Here is a 14037-nt window from a genome sequence, read left to right as displayed (position 1 = left end):
TGACCCATCCTCTTTCTTTATTCGATTCGACATTAATTCATATCTACATGGGGTGGTGTTTTTTCAATGTTGATTTTGGACAATTTCATTCCTTTATACGATGTGATGCAAGGAACCAAACATAAGATGGCCATTGGGACGCAATAAAGAATGTAGAAGTGTCCTCCTTGTTGTATAAAAGGTAAATAAGCAAGTGCTATGCAAAGCAATGCAGCGAATATGATTAAGAAGATTCCGAAAGACTTATGATAAAATGAATAGACAGCTTCTCTTTCTACGCGCTGTTTGTATAAGGTCTTTGCGACTTTATCAGTGCGGATAAAGAAGTATAAGGACACTAAAAGAAATACAGCCGAGAACGGTAAGGCTAGGGCAAAGTAGGAAACATCAAGAATGCTGAGATAGAAGCTGGTTAAAAAAAACACTTCCGATATACCTAATGCAAAACCATAATTGAAAACGCTTACTTTTGAAGGTTGCTTAATCATGGAAATTCCTCCCTCTTTATATATATATTAAACGATATCCATCTTGTTCACAAGTTAGACACATTTATTTTTTGAAAAATAATCCATTTGGCAGGGTTTTTTGTGGGATACAAAGTTTCCTGGGGAATATAAGTGATGAACAAAAAAGGGGCGGGGTGTAAGTAATACATGAAACTCGCCATCCTTAGTTGGAACGGCGAGTGTGGGTGTTCTTATCCAAAGCCAGGGTGGCGATAATGGGGTAATGGTCAGATCCTGGAGTATAAATCACTTTCGCTTGAGATGTTTTTATCTCCTTTGAAGTGAAAATATAATCAATCCTTTTGGGGATGCCCTCAGCATCATAAGTATAAGCATCGTTTTGTTCGGCGAATGCATCATGAAAATGAGAGGCAAGAGTTTTCAATTCCGTGCTTTGTGGTGTTGTATTCAAGTCACCCATGATGACCTTGTGACCTTTTTTTCTATTTGAAATTTGGATGATTTCGTTCAATTGAATGTGACGCTCGTTAGCAGTTAAAGCTAAGTGTGTATTATAGATGTTGAGTTTATGGCCTTTTATAACGAGGGCAATTTCCAATAGTCCTCGTTGCTCCGATTCGCCAATTTTCGTAAGAAGGTAATTTTGCGCTTGAATGATTGGATATGTGCTTAGTATGGCTGCCCCATATTGTCGGCGATTTTTTCTTGATTTAAATGGGGGACGATCGATATTGGCCATATAGATATAATGCATGTCGAGACGCTTAGCCAACCAATCGGCTTGATCTTCAAAGCCACTTCGTTCTGACCAATGATTGTCCACTTCTTGGAGTCCGATGATATCGGCGCCCTCGGCTTCTATTATACTGGCAATCCGTTCCATATCCAAAATCCCATCCAAACCTACAGCATGATGGATATTGTAGGACATGACCTTCACGTTTTTCACTTTCTGCTTGGTGAACAACCGTCCAAAAGGAAGACCTTCCCGCAAAACGAACACTCCTTTCCGTTCATTATTACCTATTAGTATACCTTTTGAAATCATAATATAAAGTGATTCGGGTTATTCAAATCCTGACAAGTTGGTGACAAGGGAAATGGTGTATCATTTTTCCCCAAGTGAAAAAGCACAAAAGTTGTAAGACCAACATTTCTGGCTTTCATTCATTTATTCAATCTTCGTGCGGAAGGTACTTTATCTTTTTAATGTAATCTTAGCCGTCAATGGGAGATGGTCAGAAGCTAGGGTGGATATGATTTTTGGATTTGATATTTTAACGTTTTTTGATGCGAAAATATAATCAATTCTTTTCGGAGTGCCATCCGCGGAATAGTATGTATACGCATCATTCAGATTGGCAAACGCATCATGAAAAGAAGAGGAAAGCTTCTGTATTTCCTTGCTTTCTGGAGTTGCATTTAAGTCGCCCACTATGAGCTTGGGCCCTTTGGCTTCAAGGGAGATAGCGATGACCTCATCCACTTGTTTTTGTCTTTGTTCCGGAGCTAAGGCCAAGTGTGCATTATAAACAGTAAGATGGTTGCCCTTCACTTTGATTGTAGCTTCTAATAACCCACGCTGCTCTGTATTTCTAATCTTCTTAAAGAAATGGTTTTGTGCATGAAGGATTGGATACTTACTTAATATGGCCGTTCCATATTGACGTCGGTGTTCCCCTGGATTCAAAGGATCACGTTCCAAGTTGGCCATGTATGCATAATGCATATTCAAGCGTTTGGCCAACCATTTTGCTTGATCTTCGAAAAGGCTCCGCTCTGACCAATGATTGTCCACTTCCTGTAACCCAATGATTTCGGCATGTTCTCCTTCGATTGTCTTCGCGACCCGGTCTATATCCAGAACCCCATCGATTCCAACAGCATGATGGATGTTGAAGGTTAGAACTTGTATGTCCACTGTCTTTCTCTAACCATGCGGCTGTTCACCAGCCAAGGTATGACGTGCGGGATCCATGGTTACAAGAAAGAGCAATATCGTAATGAAGCCAATTATTTTTCTCAAACTATCACTCCTTTATGAAACGAATATTAATGAAGATATCATTTGACTATTTCATGAACTTTATTAGTCATTCCTCTTTTCGATCCAAGTATAGAGTTAGTCCTTAATACAAATAGTATTAGGAAAGTTAGGGGGAGGGATTTCATGACAAAAAAGATCGTGAAAGGAGCACTGTTTGTATGTCTATTATACGTCCTTTATGCAGTGGCTACGGCGGTTGTTCTGTTCTATTTTCCTTTGGATAAAAAAGGGGAGGCACCCCCTAACGATATAAGTGGTTTTATGGGGCAGGGAGATTCTTCAGATCGAGTGTTGCTCCTGGAAAATGGGTATGAATCGGGACGTGCACGGATGCAAATGATTCAGGAAGCCACTGATACGATTGATATCGCCTATTATTCGATAGCAAAAGGTAAGTCGACTGAGCTGATTCTTGGTGCCCTTATTGATGCGGCGGACCGGGGCGTTAGGGTTCGGGTCCTATTGGATGGAATTAGTCATGGTCTGCGATTTAAAATGAGTGATACCCGTTTCGCCTTGGTATCACATGAAAATATTGAATTAAGGTATTATGAATCGTTCAAGATATTCAAGCCTTGGACATGGAACAACCGGCTTCACGACAAAATCATGATGGTCGACGGGCGGTTGGGCATCATTGGAGGGCGAAATATCGCCGATAAGTATTTAGCGAAAAAACCACCTAAGAATTTTGTCCATGACCGTGATGTCATCATCTTTCATGCCACGCGAACTGGAGAAAACGTGATCGTTCAGATGAACAAGTATATGAATGAATTATGGAACCACCCATACACGAGCGACCCCTTCTCGGACCTTTCAAAAAGGCAGAGTGCTAAAGGAAAAGAGGAAAAAGATAAGCTAACCCATCAATACAAAACCGCCATTAAAGAAAATGAACATTTTGTTACGCCCTCGATGAACTGGATGGCCATCACCACCCCAACGAAACGGGTGAGCTTTTTGCACAATCCGATCGAGCGTTTCAAAAAACAACCTGTTGTCTGGCAAACGCTTATTGATGGAGCGACGGAAGCGGAGAAGTCCGTCCTGATTCAGAGTCCATATGTTGTCCCTACAAAAGAAATGAAGGGATATGTACCAGAAAATATGAATTCGACTGCCAACTGGACCCTACTCACCAATTCCGTGAAATCCACTCCCAATGTTATGGCCTTCTCAGGATACTTGGATTTGAGAGACGACATTATAAAGACTGGGGTAAGACTTTATGAATATGCCGATAAGCATTCCTTACATGCTAAATCGGTGGTCTTTGATCAACGGCTAAGTGCAGTTGGTTCCTTCAACCTTGATTCACGATCATCGGTTTTAAGCACGGACTCGATGGTGATCATAGATAGCGAGGAATTCGCGGTACAGTTGACAGAGGCTATTCATGACAAAATCGATAAAAGCACGTTAGTGGCGGATAAGAAAAAGAAGATAGACACGCCTAAAGATGAGAAAAAGGACAAGTCTTATCGGACCATTCTATTAAATGCACTCTCGAAGGTGTCCATATTATGGAGAGGATTGGCGTAACTGGTTTCGGAATCGAATAACCATGAGCATTTTTTTACAAAAGGGAAATTACTCCAACTTATTCTGCGAATATTGTGATATTCTATTGTGATATCATCTAGAAAGTTTGTGGATTGGTAGGAGGATTCTTGAATGGAGATACAAAAAACCGTTGTTCAAAAACAAAAAAAGTCATTATTCTTATTTTTTTTCACCATGGGGATCGTTCTTGTTGCCTTCAATTTACGCCCAGCCATCACTTCAGTGGGACCGTTAGTCGGGGTGATTCAGTCTGATCTTGGACTTGCCCATTGGAGTGCAGGACTTTTGATGAGCGTTCCATTAATTACGTTTGCCATCATGTCGCCTATCGTTCCCAAAATCGCCAATCGCTTAACAAACGAGAAGACATTGTTGGTGGGGTTGTGCGTTCTGCTGATCGGGGTTTGCATTCGGTCGGTTTCAATGTCATTCTTTCTCTTTTTTGGTACCGTTTTCATTGGTATGGGAATCTCCATCGGAAATGTTCTTTTGCCTGTCGTGATAAAAGATAAATTCCCGCAGAAATTCGGTTTGATGACCAGTATCTATTCTACGTCCATGGGGTTGGTTGCTTCTCTGGCATCAGGACTCAGCGTACCATTAGCCAGTGGTTTGAACCTTGGTTGGCAAGGGGCTCTGATTGTCTGGGGAATCCCGGCCGTCTTGGCCATATTGATCTGGGTGTACCTCATCAGATTAGATCAAGGAAAAGGTAATCCCATTAAAAGTGTGAGCTTAAGCGCTACGAAGATCTGGCGCTCACCACTTGCTTGGCAAATCGCGTTATTCATGGGATTTCAATCGTTTTTATTTTATGTCACGATTACATGGTTACCTGAAATCTTGATTAGTCATGGGATAAGCAGGGGGACGGCTGGATGGTTGCTATCATTTACCCAAATCATCGGGTTGCCTTCAAGCTTCTTCATCCCTGTTCTTGCTGCACGACTTAACTCCCAGGTGTGGGTAGCTTTCGGGCTCGGCTTATGCTCGGTTGTCGGATATGCAGGGTTATGGTTTGGATCTTCTTTTCCTATCCTGATCGTCAGTATCACGTTAATCGGTATCGCATTGGGAGGGAATTTCCCGTTGGCGCTAAGTTATATAGGCATTCGCGCACGGAATGCGAGGCGAGCTGCCGAGTTATCGGGAATGGCCCAATCAACAGGCTATCTACTTGCAGCCGTAGGACCGATATTCATTGGATACTTGTTCGATATGGCTCAAGATTGGACCATTCCGCTTTTTGCACTTATCCTTATCTCTGCATTAGTCATGATATTCGGGATGAGTTCCGGACGAGATCGTCATGTGGAATAAACCAAAGTAAAAGGGACTGTCCCAAAAGGGGTCATTACACCGAAATTGAATAAATGGTAAAAGGCAGAAACGTTGCTTTAACAACATTTCTGCCTCTTTATTTTTTCGAAGTTCACTGGAATAAGGACTTATTAGACAGCCCCTTTTATTTATTTAGTAAATCTTTATTTTTGTTGTATACACTTTTGAGTAAAAGATACAAAGGTATCAATATGGCAATATAAACTAGCAAGTACATAGTTGGTACGATGTTAATTTGTTGGTTGATGGTTAAATTAGCTGCATACATTCCAAAAGCTAAGGCAAACAAAATCAAGTAAGCTTTTGATGTGAATTGTAAGGTTTTGACCCTAGATTCCTTCATATTCTTAGAATAAAAACGATGAAAAATAATTTGGGCTACTATAAAAAAGAATAACCAGGGTATGATTTGGGCTAATTCTATGTATCCTTTCAAAATAGGTGCGGTTAAAGCGCCAAGTGGCCCTATACATAAGACCATAATTAAATCGAACCCGAAATCTCTTTTGCTTTCGTACTTATTTTGGTTGAGGTATTCTTCTTGTTCTGCAAGCTCGGTAAATGGATGTGGGTCTTCTTTGAAATTTGCGATTGTTTCTTTAATGGCTGTGGTTTCGTCTTTTCCATTTGTGATTTTATTTTCCACCTCGGAATACATATGATCTTTCATTTCATACATTATTTTTTTCTTTTGTGTGAAGGAACTTCAATGAATTTTTTTTCGATATCATTTAAGAATAAATCGATAATAGTATAGTTATTCGTCATCAGTAATGGTCTCCTTCTCTTTGAAGTAAATAAAATTATATATAATGACCAAGACCTAAGGTTAATGCTGGGCCTTTTCCAACGCCAGTTTCATTCCAAATCCGATTAGCACGGTGCCTGTGATGCCTTCAAAAACCTTTTGAGTCCGCGGTCTTTTCATGAAAGCACTGATTTGGTTAAGCAAGTAGATATAGAAGAAGAACCAGAGCGCAGTCAGTCCGGTGTAAGTGGCACCCATCAATAGAAATGGCAGGAATGTATCCTGTCCAGGATTCACGAATTGTGGGAGAAATGTTAGAAAGAATACGGCCACTTTCGGATTGAGCAAATTGGTCAGGAACCCTTGTTTAAAACAAGACTTGCTTCCGTATTTATCTTCATCCTTCCTTTCATCGGTTACTGCCACTTCCTTATTCCTCAATCCCCATAATGTCTTGATGCCTAGATAAATCAAGTACACGGCCCCGACATATTTAAAGATGGAAAATAATAAAGCTGATTTGACGATGATTGCTGAAAGTCCTAAGACAGCGGCGGATGTATGAATGAGCAAGGCACAACACGTACCAAGCATCGTTTGGAGGCCACCCGTTTTTCCAATCGAAAAGGTGTTCTTAGTCGCAATCGCCGTATCAGGACCGGGCAATAGGATGAGAAGAATGCACATCATGATAAATAAATAATAGTTTTCCATGTGAGAAACCGCCCATCGTCATTTGATTATTCTGATAATTCATCATTTAATGTACCATAGATCATTCTGGAAGAGGATAGGTAAATGAAATATTACATCGTACCCTGTATTTGTTTGCTATACTGTAAGCAAACTGATTGAAGAAGATAATCCAACGTTCCAAAGGAGAACTTAATCCATGCAAACTTTAGAACATGTATCCAACCATATCGTTTACCTGACGCGAGTGGAGGTAACCGACCGGCCAATTTTGGTCGCTGTTTCAGGAGCGAAGAAAACGCTCATCATTGATGCGGGGAATTCTGTTTCACATGCGCAACTTTTTCAAGCTGAATTGGCGAAGATCGATTGGAGTGGGGACATGCTTGTTCTTACTCATTCTCATTGGGATCATGTATTCGGATTGGGACATGTGGACATTCCCGTGATTTGCCAGGAACGAACGTACCGAAACGTGAAAGAGATGCAGTCTCTTTCTTGGGACGATCACGCATTAGATCAACGGGTCGAGGAAGGAATCGAGATTCCATTTTGTGCCGATGCCATTAAATTGGAGTTCGGTTCGAAGCGGGATATCTCGATGAAGCTTCCTGATATAGTTTTTGAAAAGTCACTAACGATTGATCTTGGTGATTTAACATGCATCGTTGAACACGTAGGTGGAGACCACGCCGCTGATTCTTGCATCGTGTATGTCCCAGAGGAAAAGACCTTAATGCTGGGAGATTGCCTGTATGCCAATCTTTATGCGGATAAATGGAATTATACCGCTGAAGAAGCCTTGAGGCTCGTTGAGAAGATTGAATCCTATGATGCCGATACGTATATCCTTTCCCATCATGATCAGCCTTGCACGAAGCAGGAAATGGAGCAGGAGTTCAAGTTATTCAAAGATTGTGCCAGCCTTGTCGGCAAACATCAGGGGGATCAAGCAGCAATGGAGCGGGAACTGGCGACGAAGCTTAACCGTGATCTAACCGAAAGTGAAAGGGAAACAGTGGGCTTCTTTGTAAATGGCTATGCTGGTTGATATGAAAGAAACAAAAAAAGTCGAATGCCTGTAACAGGAGTCGACTTTTTTTGTGTCTTATTCTGCTTTCACCAGAATCTCTTTCTTCCCATAAATCCGGTAAAGAATCAAGGCGAACACCATTCCGACGAATGAGATGGAAGAAATCGAAAGATAAAGGACTTTTCCTCCAAAAGCACCGTAGATGGCGCCCCCTACATATGAGGCGAGAATTCCCGATACCCCAAAGAACAGCAAGGCCAATATCGTCTGACCAGTGGCACGCCATTCGGCTGGGACGATCCGGTACAAATACTGTATGGCCGCCGAGTAGAAAATCGGGAAGGTTAACAGTTGCAGGATCTGCAAGTAAGCTAACAGGTGCGGGTCGGTTAACCAGGCCGAGACGAAATACCGAATGAAGAAAAATGCGGCCGCGAATGAGATGATGATGATTTCCTTCCCTTTGCGAAGCCACCAGAAGCTTAAGGCAAACACGACAATTTCACTTCCAGCCGCCAAGAACCAAGTGAGTCCAACGAGAGTGGTACTTCCACCAAGTTCCCGAATGTACACACCAAGGAACGTATCGTTCATCCTGGCAGGAACGGCACATATAAAGACCAGTAAAAGGAATAGCAGCGTTTCTTTATTACTGAAAAAGTGCTTGAGCGTTTTCATCGTGACGGGCTTCCCGGAAACGGGTGCATCGGGCATCATCCAGATGATGACAAAACCGATAATGGCAATGCCAGAAAAGAGCCAAGCTAGACTAGTAGCACCAAAATGGGACATGACGTAGCCGGTAATCAATGAGATTACGGCATAGCCTAAAGCACCGTATGTACGGATGGAGCCATAACTGATTCCATTCGATTCTGCAATTGTGAAATTGAGGCTTTCCGTCAGCGGGTCAATCGGCATCAGGAAAAAGTATAGCAACATGGCAAATAGAATCAGGTGGAGATAGCTTCCCGTATCGTACAAGAAATACCCGAGTATGCTTGAGCAGAGAATCAGCAACAACAGGACTTTGCGAATGGTCTTTGTTTTGTCGCTGATCATTCCCCACAAAGGTTGAGTGATCAAAGTCACAAACCCGCCCGTACCGATGATGAAACCGATTTGACCTGGCGATAGACCTTGATCATCCAGATAGACCGGAAGAAAGGGAATGAAAATGGCAAGTAAACCAAAGTATAAAAAGTTAAAGCTTCTTAGTAGTCGTAATGTTTTCATAAAATGTAATAGTACCCCACATATTCTATAGATTGATGTCCACTCAACTTTTTTATTGTAACATTCCTATAATTAATTGAAATCATAGATTTATTTATTCCTATATGAATAGTTGAATGTTGTAAGTATTTTTTACCATTTTATACTTTGTATGGGGACTCATGATATAATTAATGACAGAAAATGAGGCAGGGAGTGGGGTTTTGGACCAAAATGCAAAAGTTGTTCAAGAGTTACAGGAGCTTAAACAAAAGGTTGCATCTCTTGAAGACTTATTAATTACGGAAAGAAAAGAGAAAGCAGGCCCCGGCCGTACTTTTATGGATGCTGTTTTATCGTTATTATTCGGATTATTTGTTGTAGGACCGGTTGTCGTAGTAGTTATCGGGGTTTTAATGATAGTCATGTCATGGTTAGGGAAAGGGTTTTAAGTACCTTTTTTTAGCTTGTCACGTTATAAATTTTTCTTGTATAGGGTTTTGTCCTCCAAGAATAAAGATTTTGACATAATCATAGCTTTTAAATACGATAGATGAATACATGATTCATATGAAAAGATATGGGGTAAATCCTATAATATAAATTCAATAAAAAAACGGAGTAAGCTATGAAAAAAAACATGAAAATCCTTTACCCATTAAGTTATTTATTATTGTTTATCCTTACTAGTTTTATATACTCCATCATCAACCAATTGCCGAGTGATGCGGTCGATGTCACGACGAAAATAGATGAGGGGATTCCCTTTATCAAGGAATTCATCATTCCTTACTTACTTTGGTATCCGTTTATGTATGGATTATTGATTTATTATTGCTTTGTTGACCGAAAGCAATATTTCGTGGCGATAAGCAGTTTGATATCCGGTAAATTGATTTGTTTTGTCGTCTATGTTTTCTGGCAAACGACTGTACCGCGGCCGGACGTTGTCGGGGACGATATCTTTGCAAACCTGGTCCGTTTCATTTATATGCATGACCAGCCTGTCAACTGTCTACCTAGTATCCATGTAATGACGACGTTTATCATGATGATCATCGTATATAACAGAAAAGAAGACTTCAAGCGGGAATACGCATGTGTGACGGTCATGGGTACCCTTATTATCCTCTCCACATTATTCACGAAACAGCATGCCATCCTGGATGCATTGGCAGGGATTCTTGTCGCCTGTGCGGTATATGCTGCTGCCCAGTTTATGTTCAATGGTGGAATGAGCGTTCAGGTTAACCACATTAGAACAGCTCGAATGAAAAAGAGAATGAAAAATAGTGACCTATAAAAAAATAGTAAGGACTGTCTTCATAGTGGGCAGTCCTTTTTGCGATTGTTGCAAGCCTTCGATGGGCAATCATCCTAAATGAAGTTGTTTCTTTGCGCCGCGTCTATATAGTTCCTTGCAGAGGTCTTTGTATTGGAAAATAGATAAATTCCCGCTCACGTATTCTTTTTGAATGTAATCTAATAATTCATCAGCATGAAAAGGCTTTTGACGTGTTTCTTGAATATAGTGCAAAATTAAAACTTCTATTGTCAGTTCACTCACCTAACATTTCTATTGGATTTTTTATCTTTAACAATATAACATGGAAAATATAGTAAGATTAGTTTTTAGAAAATTTAAACTACCGACATTTTCATACAATTAAAGACAGAAAGAGTGGTGGGGATTTAAATGGATGAAAAAGGCCTGGTTATTCAACCAAGCGTTTTTAGTACTTCCTTCGTGTATATTGTAGTGTTTTTTAGTTATTGCTCTTCTTAATGGGAGAATCGCCTTTTTCCCATGTCGTAGGGCCTTCATCGCTCGGGACGAATTTATTCCAATATGCCCCTGACGTCTTATCAAAGATGATCATATTATTTTCATTTACAGGGACTAATTCATATCGATCTTCATGACTTGCACCCTTTGAATCTTCTTTAGATGAGGCCATCAGAAATAAACCTAGGATTGTAAAACCCATGATGATGGCCACCCCGATGATTAATGAGGAACTATTTTTCATACTCACCCTCCATGTGTATCCATTATCTAACATTTATTATATAGTCTTTCCACCCTTTAGAGTGGATTTTCTTTTGAATAACTTCATGAAAAACAAAACCCCCATCTCAGTAACGAGATGGGGGAGAAGTGATTACATTTCAGTGTCTAGTTTAACAGATGTTTCGTTGTATTGTTCTTTATCCAGGTCATGCGTGATTTTACTAGTCAGCACACCTGACGTCATGCTTCCGCTAACGTTCAAGGCGGTTCTACCCATGTCGATTAATGGTTCAACCGAAATTAATAGTCCTGCCAAGGCTACCGGTAAGTCCATTGCGGAAAGGACGAGGATGGCTGCGAATGTTGCACCGCCACCGACACCTGCCACTCCAAAGGAACTGATGGCCACAATAAGGATCAAAGTGGCGATAAAGGATGGAGAAAGCGGATCGATTCCCACTGTCGGTGCAATCATGACGGCAAGCATGGCTGGATAAATACCAGCACACCCATTTTGTCCGATGGATAACCCGAATGATCCGGCAAAGTTGGCAATCCCTTCAGAGACACCTAGTTGCTTTTGCGTTTGAATGTTCATAGGTAGTGCACCTGCACTCGATCTAGCTGTGAAAGCGAATGACAAGACAGGGAATGCTTTTCTTAAATAAGTGATTGGATTCAATCCTGCAATCATCAGCAATAGCAGATGAATCAAGAACATCACGATAAGGGCTACATAAGAAGCTCCCACGAATTTTCCTAATTTAAGGATGGCATCGAGGTCACTCGTTGCGACCGTAGTTGTCATGATCGCCAAGATTCCATAAGGAGTCAAGCGTAAAATTAACGTCACCACTCGCATAATGATGCTATGCAGGGCATCGACGATTTTAGAGAAAAACTCTGCGTGTTCAGGCTGTTTTCTTTTAACCCCTAGATAGGCGATTCCAAGAAATGCAGCAAAGATGACCACTGAAATCGTAGAAGTCGAGCGAGCACCCGTTAAATCAAGAAACGGATTCGCTGGAATTAACTCGATGATTTGTTGTGGCATCGACATTTTATCTTCGATGGTACCTGTTTTTTCCGTTATTTCAGCACCACGGCTCGTTTCAGCATCACCTTGTTCAATTTGAACGGCTTCCAAATCGAATACTGTGGCCGATGTAATACCGATGGCTGCTGCAATAGCAGTCGTTCCAAGCAAGATCCCGATGATCAAGACACTGATTTTACCGATATTGCTTGTAAGCTTCAATCTCGTGAATGCCGACAAAATCGAAATGAATACAAGCGGCATAACAATCATCTGTAGGAATTTCACGTAACCCGAACCTACGATGCTAAACCAATCGGTCGATTTCACGATTGCAACCGAACCAGGTTCATAGAAGTACTGCAAAAGCAGACCGAATATGATCCCTAACCCTAGTGCCGTAAACACTCTTTTTGTAAAGGAAATATGTTTTTTGTTCATATAAAATAGAAGGCCCAACAGGACAATCATTATGGCGATATTCAGAAAAACATAACCAATCATTTTAAATCCTCCCCAATTCCTATTAATCTACTCTGAATAATAAATACTAGAGTATGATACATCATTTATTACTATTTTACCAGCGATAAATAGTATGATTTAAAGATATTTTTTTTGAAGGGTAGAAATGGAGGGGGCTGGAGGTGAAATTCTTTTTTAGGAGGTCAGCACTTCAAAGGGGCAATCATCCCGAATGTAAAAAAATACTCCTCGGTTAAAAGGAGTATTCAGGTATCTAGTTCCCTAATTTTTCAATTTGGTTGGTCAGGCTTGTGATATTATCAATCGTCTTCATGATTTCCGAATCTTCAAGGACCGCAGGATTCAATGTCCCATCTTCCATATTTTTTAGATATAAATCGATTCCGTCTTGAAGCTGTTGGTTGGAACTGACGATTTTATCGTGAATGCCATCAGCGATTTGGGGCGGTTCGGTTTCATTGAATTCTTCGATTTCCGTTTTCATCGTTTGCAGTTCATTCTCAAGTGTCTTCATTGCCTCCTTGTCGGTGACAGCATCCTTAGAGAGGGCGGGTACTTCATTGGCAAACTCTTTTACGGTACCGACATAGCTTGTTGCGGTATCGGCATAGTCTAATGATGAATTGACTTCCCCTAGAAGCGAGCAGCCGGTTAATAAGATAAGTGATGTACATAGCATAAGTATTTTTTTCATGTTTTTCCTCCTGTATGGTTTATTAAATGGGCAAGAACCTTTTCTTATAGATGGCCGCAATGGAATTGAGAATAAAGGTAGGGATTTTCTTGGGAAAGTAAGGCCTCCTATAGAAAAGGTGGAATACGCATTTTAAATCATGCCATTGCTTGCAGGATTTTTTCTGTCGGAACCGCGCAAGATCGATAATCTTCACTTTCTTATCGGACGTTATCAAGATGTTCCGTAAATGGATATCGGATGGATTCAAGCCTACCTTTCTGGCCAAGTTCAGGGCATGATCGATTTCCTTCACCTTTTCTTCCGTTACCGGGATGCCCATCGTCAAATGTTCAAAAAGCGTGTGACCCTCGATGTAATCAATCACGAGGTAACGCTCCCCTGCATCGAATAGGGTCGGGTAGTACTCGATATGCTGAACGGCCCGGTAAATATCCGCTTCTATTTTAGCCGTGTGGGCATGAGCCCGGAAAAATACTTTCAAGGCTAGGTCGGTATCTTGGATTCTAAATACATATGCGCTTCGCCCTTTGCCGATAAGCGACAATGAATCATCGGCCTCGATCAATGTATGGTTTTTATCGTTCGCGATTTTCACACTTTGAGCCAACCTATAATATTGTGACAACTCCTTCACACCTCTCCAAAAGATTGATGATACAAAAAAAGACGGTATAACCGATTATCTTGGTTATAC

At 40.9% G+C, this 14037-nt stretch carries 16 protein-coding genes; 5 read left to right on the top strand and 11 right to left on the bottom strand.

The genetic code is table 11. From position 1 onward, the window contains the following. Window positions 1-32 precede the first annotated feature (32 nt). The 3 genes from ACQKIC_RS00675 to ACQKIC_RS00665 form a co-directional block, all read right to left on the bottom strand. Window positions 33-488 carry a hypothetical protein gene (locus ACQKIC_RS00675; RefSeq protein WP_427590713.1) on the bottom strand — a complete coding sequence of 152 codons (456 nt, stop codon included), beginning with the start codon at window positions 486-488 and terminating at the stop codon, window positions 33-35. A gap of 184 nt (window positions 489-672) precedes the next feature. Then, entirely contained in the window at window positions 673-1464 is a 792-nt protein-coding gene (locus ACQKIC_RS00670; protein WP_427590712.1) for an endonuclease/exonuclease/phosphatase family protein, read from the bottom strand. 204 nt (window positions 1465-1668) lie between these two features. Then, on the bottom strand, window positions 1669-2391 hold the full coding sequence (locus tag ACQKIC_RS00665; protein WP_427590711.1) for an endonuclease/exonuclease/phosphatase family protein: 723 nt from the start codon (window positions 2389-2391) through the stop codon (window positions 1669-1671). A 249-nt stretch (window positions 2392-2640) separates the two neighbouring features. Between ACQKIC_RS00665 and ACQKIC_RS00660 the strand changes: the two genes are divergently transcribed. After that, complete coding sequence (locus tag ACQKIC_RS00660; RefSeq protein WP_427590710.1) at window positions 2641-4062, top strand: phospholipase D-like domain-containing protein; 1422 nt, start codon at window positions 2641-2643, stop codon at window positions 4060-4062. Between the two features lie 132 nt (window positions 4063-4194). Continuing rightward, window positions 4195-5403 carry a CynX/NimT family MFS transporter gene (locus ACQKIC_RS00655; RefSeq protein ID WP_427590709.1) on the top strand — a complete coding sequence of 403 codons (1209 nt, stop codon included), beginning with the start codon at window positions 4195-4197 and terminating at the stop codon, window positions 5401-5403. Window positions 5404-5548: 145 nt separating this feature from the next. Here the strand turns inward: ACQKIC_RS00655 and ACQKIC_RS00650 are convergent, their stop codons facing one another. Continuing rightward, window positions 5549-6070, bottom strand: coding sequence for a hypothetical protein (locus tag ACQKIC_RS00650; RefSeq protein WP_427668492.1), 522 nt, complete (start codon window positions 6068-6070; stop codon window positions 5549-5551). 183 nt (window positions 6071-6253) lie between these two features. After that, a complete protein-coding gene (locus ACQKIC_RS00645; protein ID WP_427590707.1) occupies window positions 6254-6886 on the bottom strand; it encodes a LysE family translocator in 633 nt (210 codons plus the stop codon). A gap of 178 nt (window positions 6887-7064) precedes the next feature. On the opposite strand from ACQKIC_RS00645, the gene ACQKIC_RS00640 reads away from it, so the two are divergent. Beyond that, a complete protein-coding gene (locus ACQKIC_RS00640) occupies window positions 7065-7916 on the top strand; it encodes an MBL fold metallo-hydrolase (RefSeq protein ID WP_427590706.1) in 852 nt (283 codons plus the stop codon). A 57-nt stretch (window positions 7917-7973) separates the two neighbouring features. On the opposite strand, the gene ACQKIC_RS00635 is transcribed toward ACQKIC_RS00640, so the two are convergent. Then, window positions 7974-9134: an MFS transporter gene (locus tag ACQKIC_RS00635; RefSeq protein ID WP_402957939.1), complete on the bottom strand. Its 1161-nt coding sequence runs from the start codon at window positions 9132-9134 to the stop codon at window positions 7974-7976. A gap of 203 nt (window positions 9135-9337) precedes the next feature. Here ACQKIC_RS00635 and ACQKIC_RS00630 point away from each other — a divergent pair, with 203 nt between their 5' ends. Further along, window positions 9338-9565, top strand: coding sequence for a hypothetical protein (locus tag ACQKIC_RS00630; protein WP_403080297.1), 228 nt, complete (start codon window positions 9338-9340; stop codon window positions 9563-9565). Window positions 9566-9741: 176 nt separating this feature from the next. Continuing rightward, window positions 9742-10416 carry a phosphatase PAP2 family protein gene (locus ACQKIC_RS00625; RefSeq protein WP_402873783.1) on the top strand — a complete coding sequence of 225 codons (675 nt, stop codon included), beginning with the start codon at window positions 9742-9744 and terminating at the stop codon, window positions 10414-10416. 69 nt (window positions 10417-10485) lie between these two features. Here the strand turns inward: ACQKIC_RS00625 and yppF are convergent, their stop codons facing one another. The 5 genes from yppF to ACQKIC_RS00600 all read right to left on the bottom strand — a co-directional run bounded on the left by yppF (window position 10486) and on the right by ACQKIC_RS00600 (window position 13968). Continuing rightward, entirely contained in the window at window positions 10486-10680 is a 195-nt protein-coding gene (gene yppF / locus ACQKIC_RS00620; protein WP_402873786.1) for a YppF family protein, read from the bottom strand. Window positions 10681-10879: 199 nt separating this feature from the next. Continuing rightward, complete coding sequence (locus ACQKIC_RS00615; protein ID WP_402873788.1) at window positions 10880-11143, bottom strand: hypothetical protein; 264 nt, start codon at window positions 11141-11143, stop codon at window positions 10880-10882. 132 nt (window positions 11144-11275) lie between these two features. Continuing rightward, window positions 11276-12664, bottom strand: a complete 1389-nt coding sequence (locus tag ACQKIC_RS00610; protein WP_402957935.1) for an L-cystine transporter — start codon at window positions 12662-12664, stop codon at window positions 11276-11278. A 235-nt stretch (window positions 12665-12899) separates the two neighbouring features. Beyond that, on the bottom strand, window positions 12900-13340 hold the full coding sequence (locus ACQKIC_RS00605; protein WP_402873793.1) for a DUF6376 family protein: 441 nt from the start codon (window positions 13338-13340) through the stop codon (window positions 12900-12902). Window positions 13341-13362: 22 nt separating this feature from the next. Beyond that, a complete protein-coding gene (locus ACQKIC_RS00600) occupies window positions 13363-13968 on the bottom strand; it encodes a protein kinase domain-containing protein (protein WP_427590705.1) in 606 nt (201 codons plus the stop codon). Between the last annotated feature and the right edge of the window lie 69 nt (window positions 13969-14037).

The sequence above is a fragment of the Peribacillus sp. NPDC046944 genome (genome assembly GCF_050272735.1).
In the GTDB taxonomy this organism is placed as follows: domain Bacteria; phylum Bacillota; class Bacilli; order Bacillales; family DSM-1321; genus Peribacillus.
Note: the sequence above shows the minus strand (reverse complement) of the source record. Positions and strands in the feature narration are given on the sequence as shown.

Coding starts and splice junctions, on each gene's coding strand:
- ACQKIC_RS00675 (WP_427590713.1), bottom strand. CDS start 488: ATGATTAAGCAACCTTCAAAAGTAAGCGTTTTCAATTATGGTTTTGCA.
- ACQKIC_RS00660 (WP_427590710.1), top strand. CDS start 2,641: ATGACAAAAAAGATCGTGAAAGGAGCACTGTTTGTATGTCTATTATAC.
- ACQKIC_RS00655 (WP_427590709.1), top strand. CDS start 4,195: ATGGAGATACAAAAAACCGTTGTTCAAAAACAAAAAAAGTCATTATTC.
- ACQKIC_RS00645 (WP_427590707.1), bottom strand. CDS start 6,886: ATGGAAAACTATTATTTATTTATCATGATGTGCATTCTTCTCATCCTA.
- ACQKIC_RS00640 (WP_427590706.1), top strand. CDS start 7,065: ATGCAAACTTTAGAACATGTATCCAACCATATCGTTTACCTGACGCGA.
- ACQKIC_RS00635 (WP_402957939.1), bottom strand. CDS start 9,134: ATGAAAACATTACGACTACTAAGAAGCTTTAACTTTTTATACTTTGGT.
- ACQKIC_RS00625 (WP_402873783.1), top strand. CDS start 9,742: ATGAAAAAAAACATGAAAATCCTTTACCCATTAAGTTATTTATTATTG.
- ACQKIC_RS00615 (WP_402873788.1), bottom strand. CDS start 11,143: ATGAAAAATAGTTCCTCATTAATCATCGGGGTGGCCATCATCATGGGT.
- ACQKIC_RS00610 (WP_402957935.1), bottom strand. CDS start 12,664: ATGATTGGTTATGTTTTTCTGAATATCGCCATAATGATTGTCCTGTTG.
- ACQKIC_RS00605 (WP_402873793.1), bottom strand. CDS start 13,340: ATGAAAAAAATACTTATGCTATGTACATCACTTATCTTATTAACCGGC.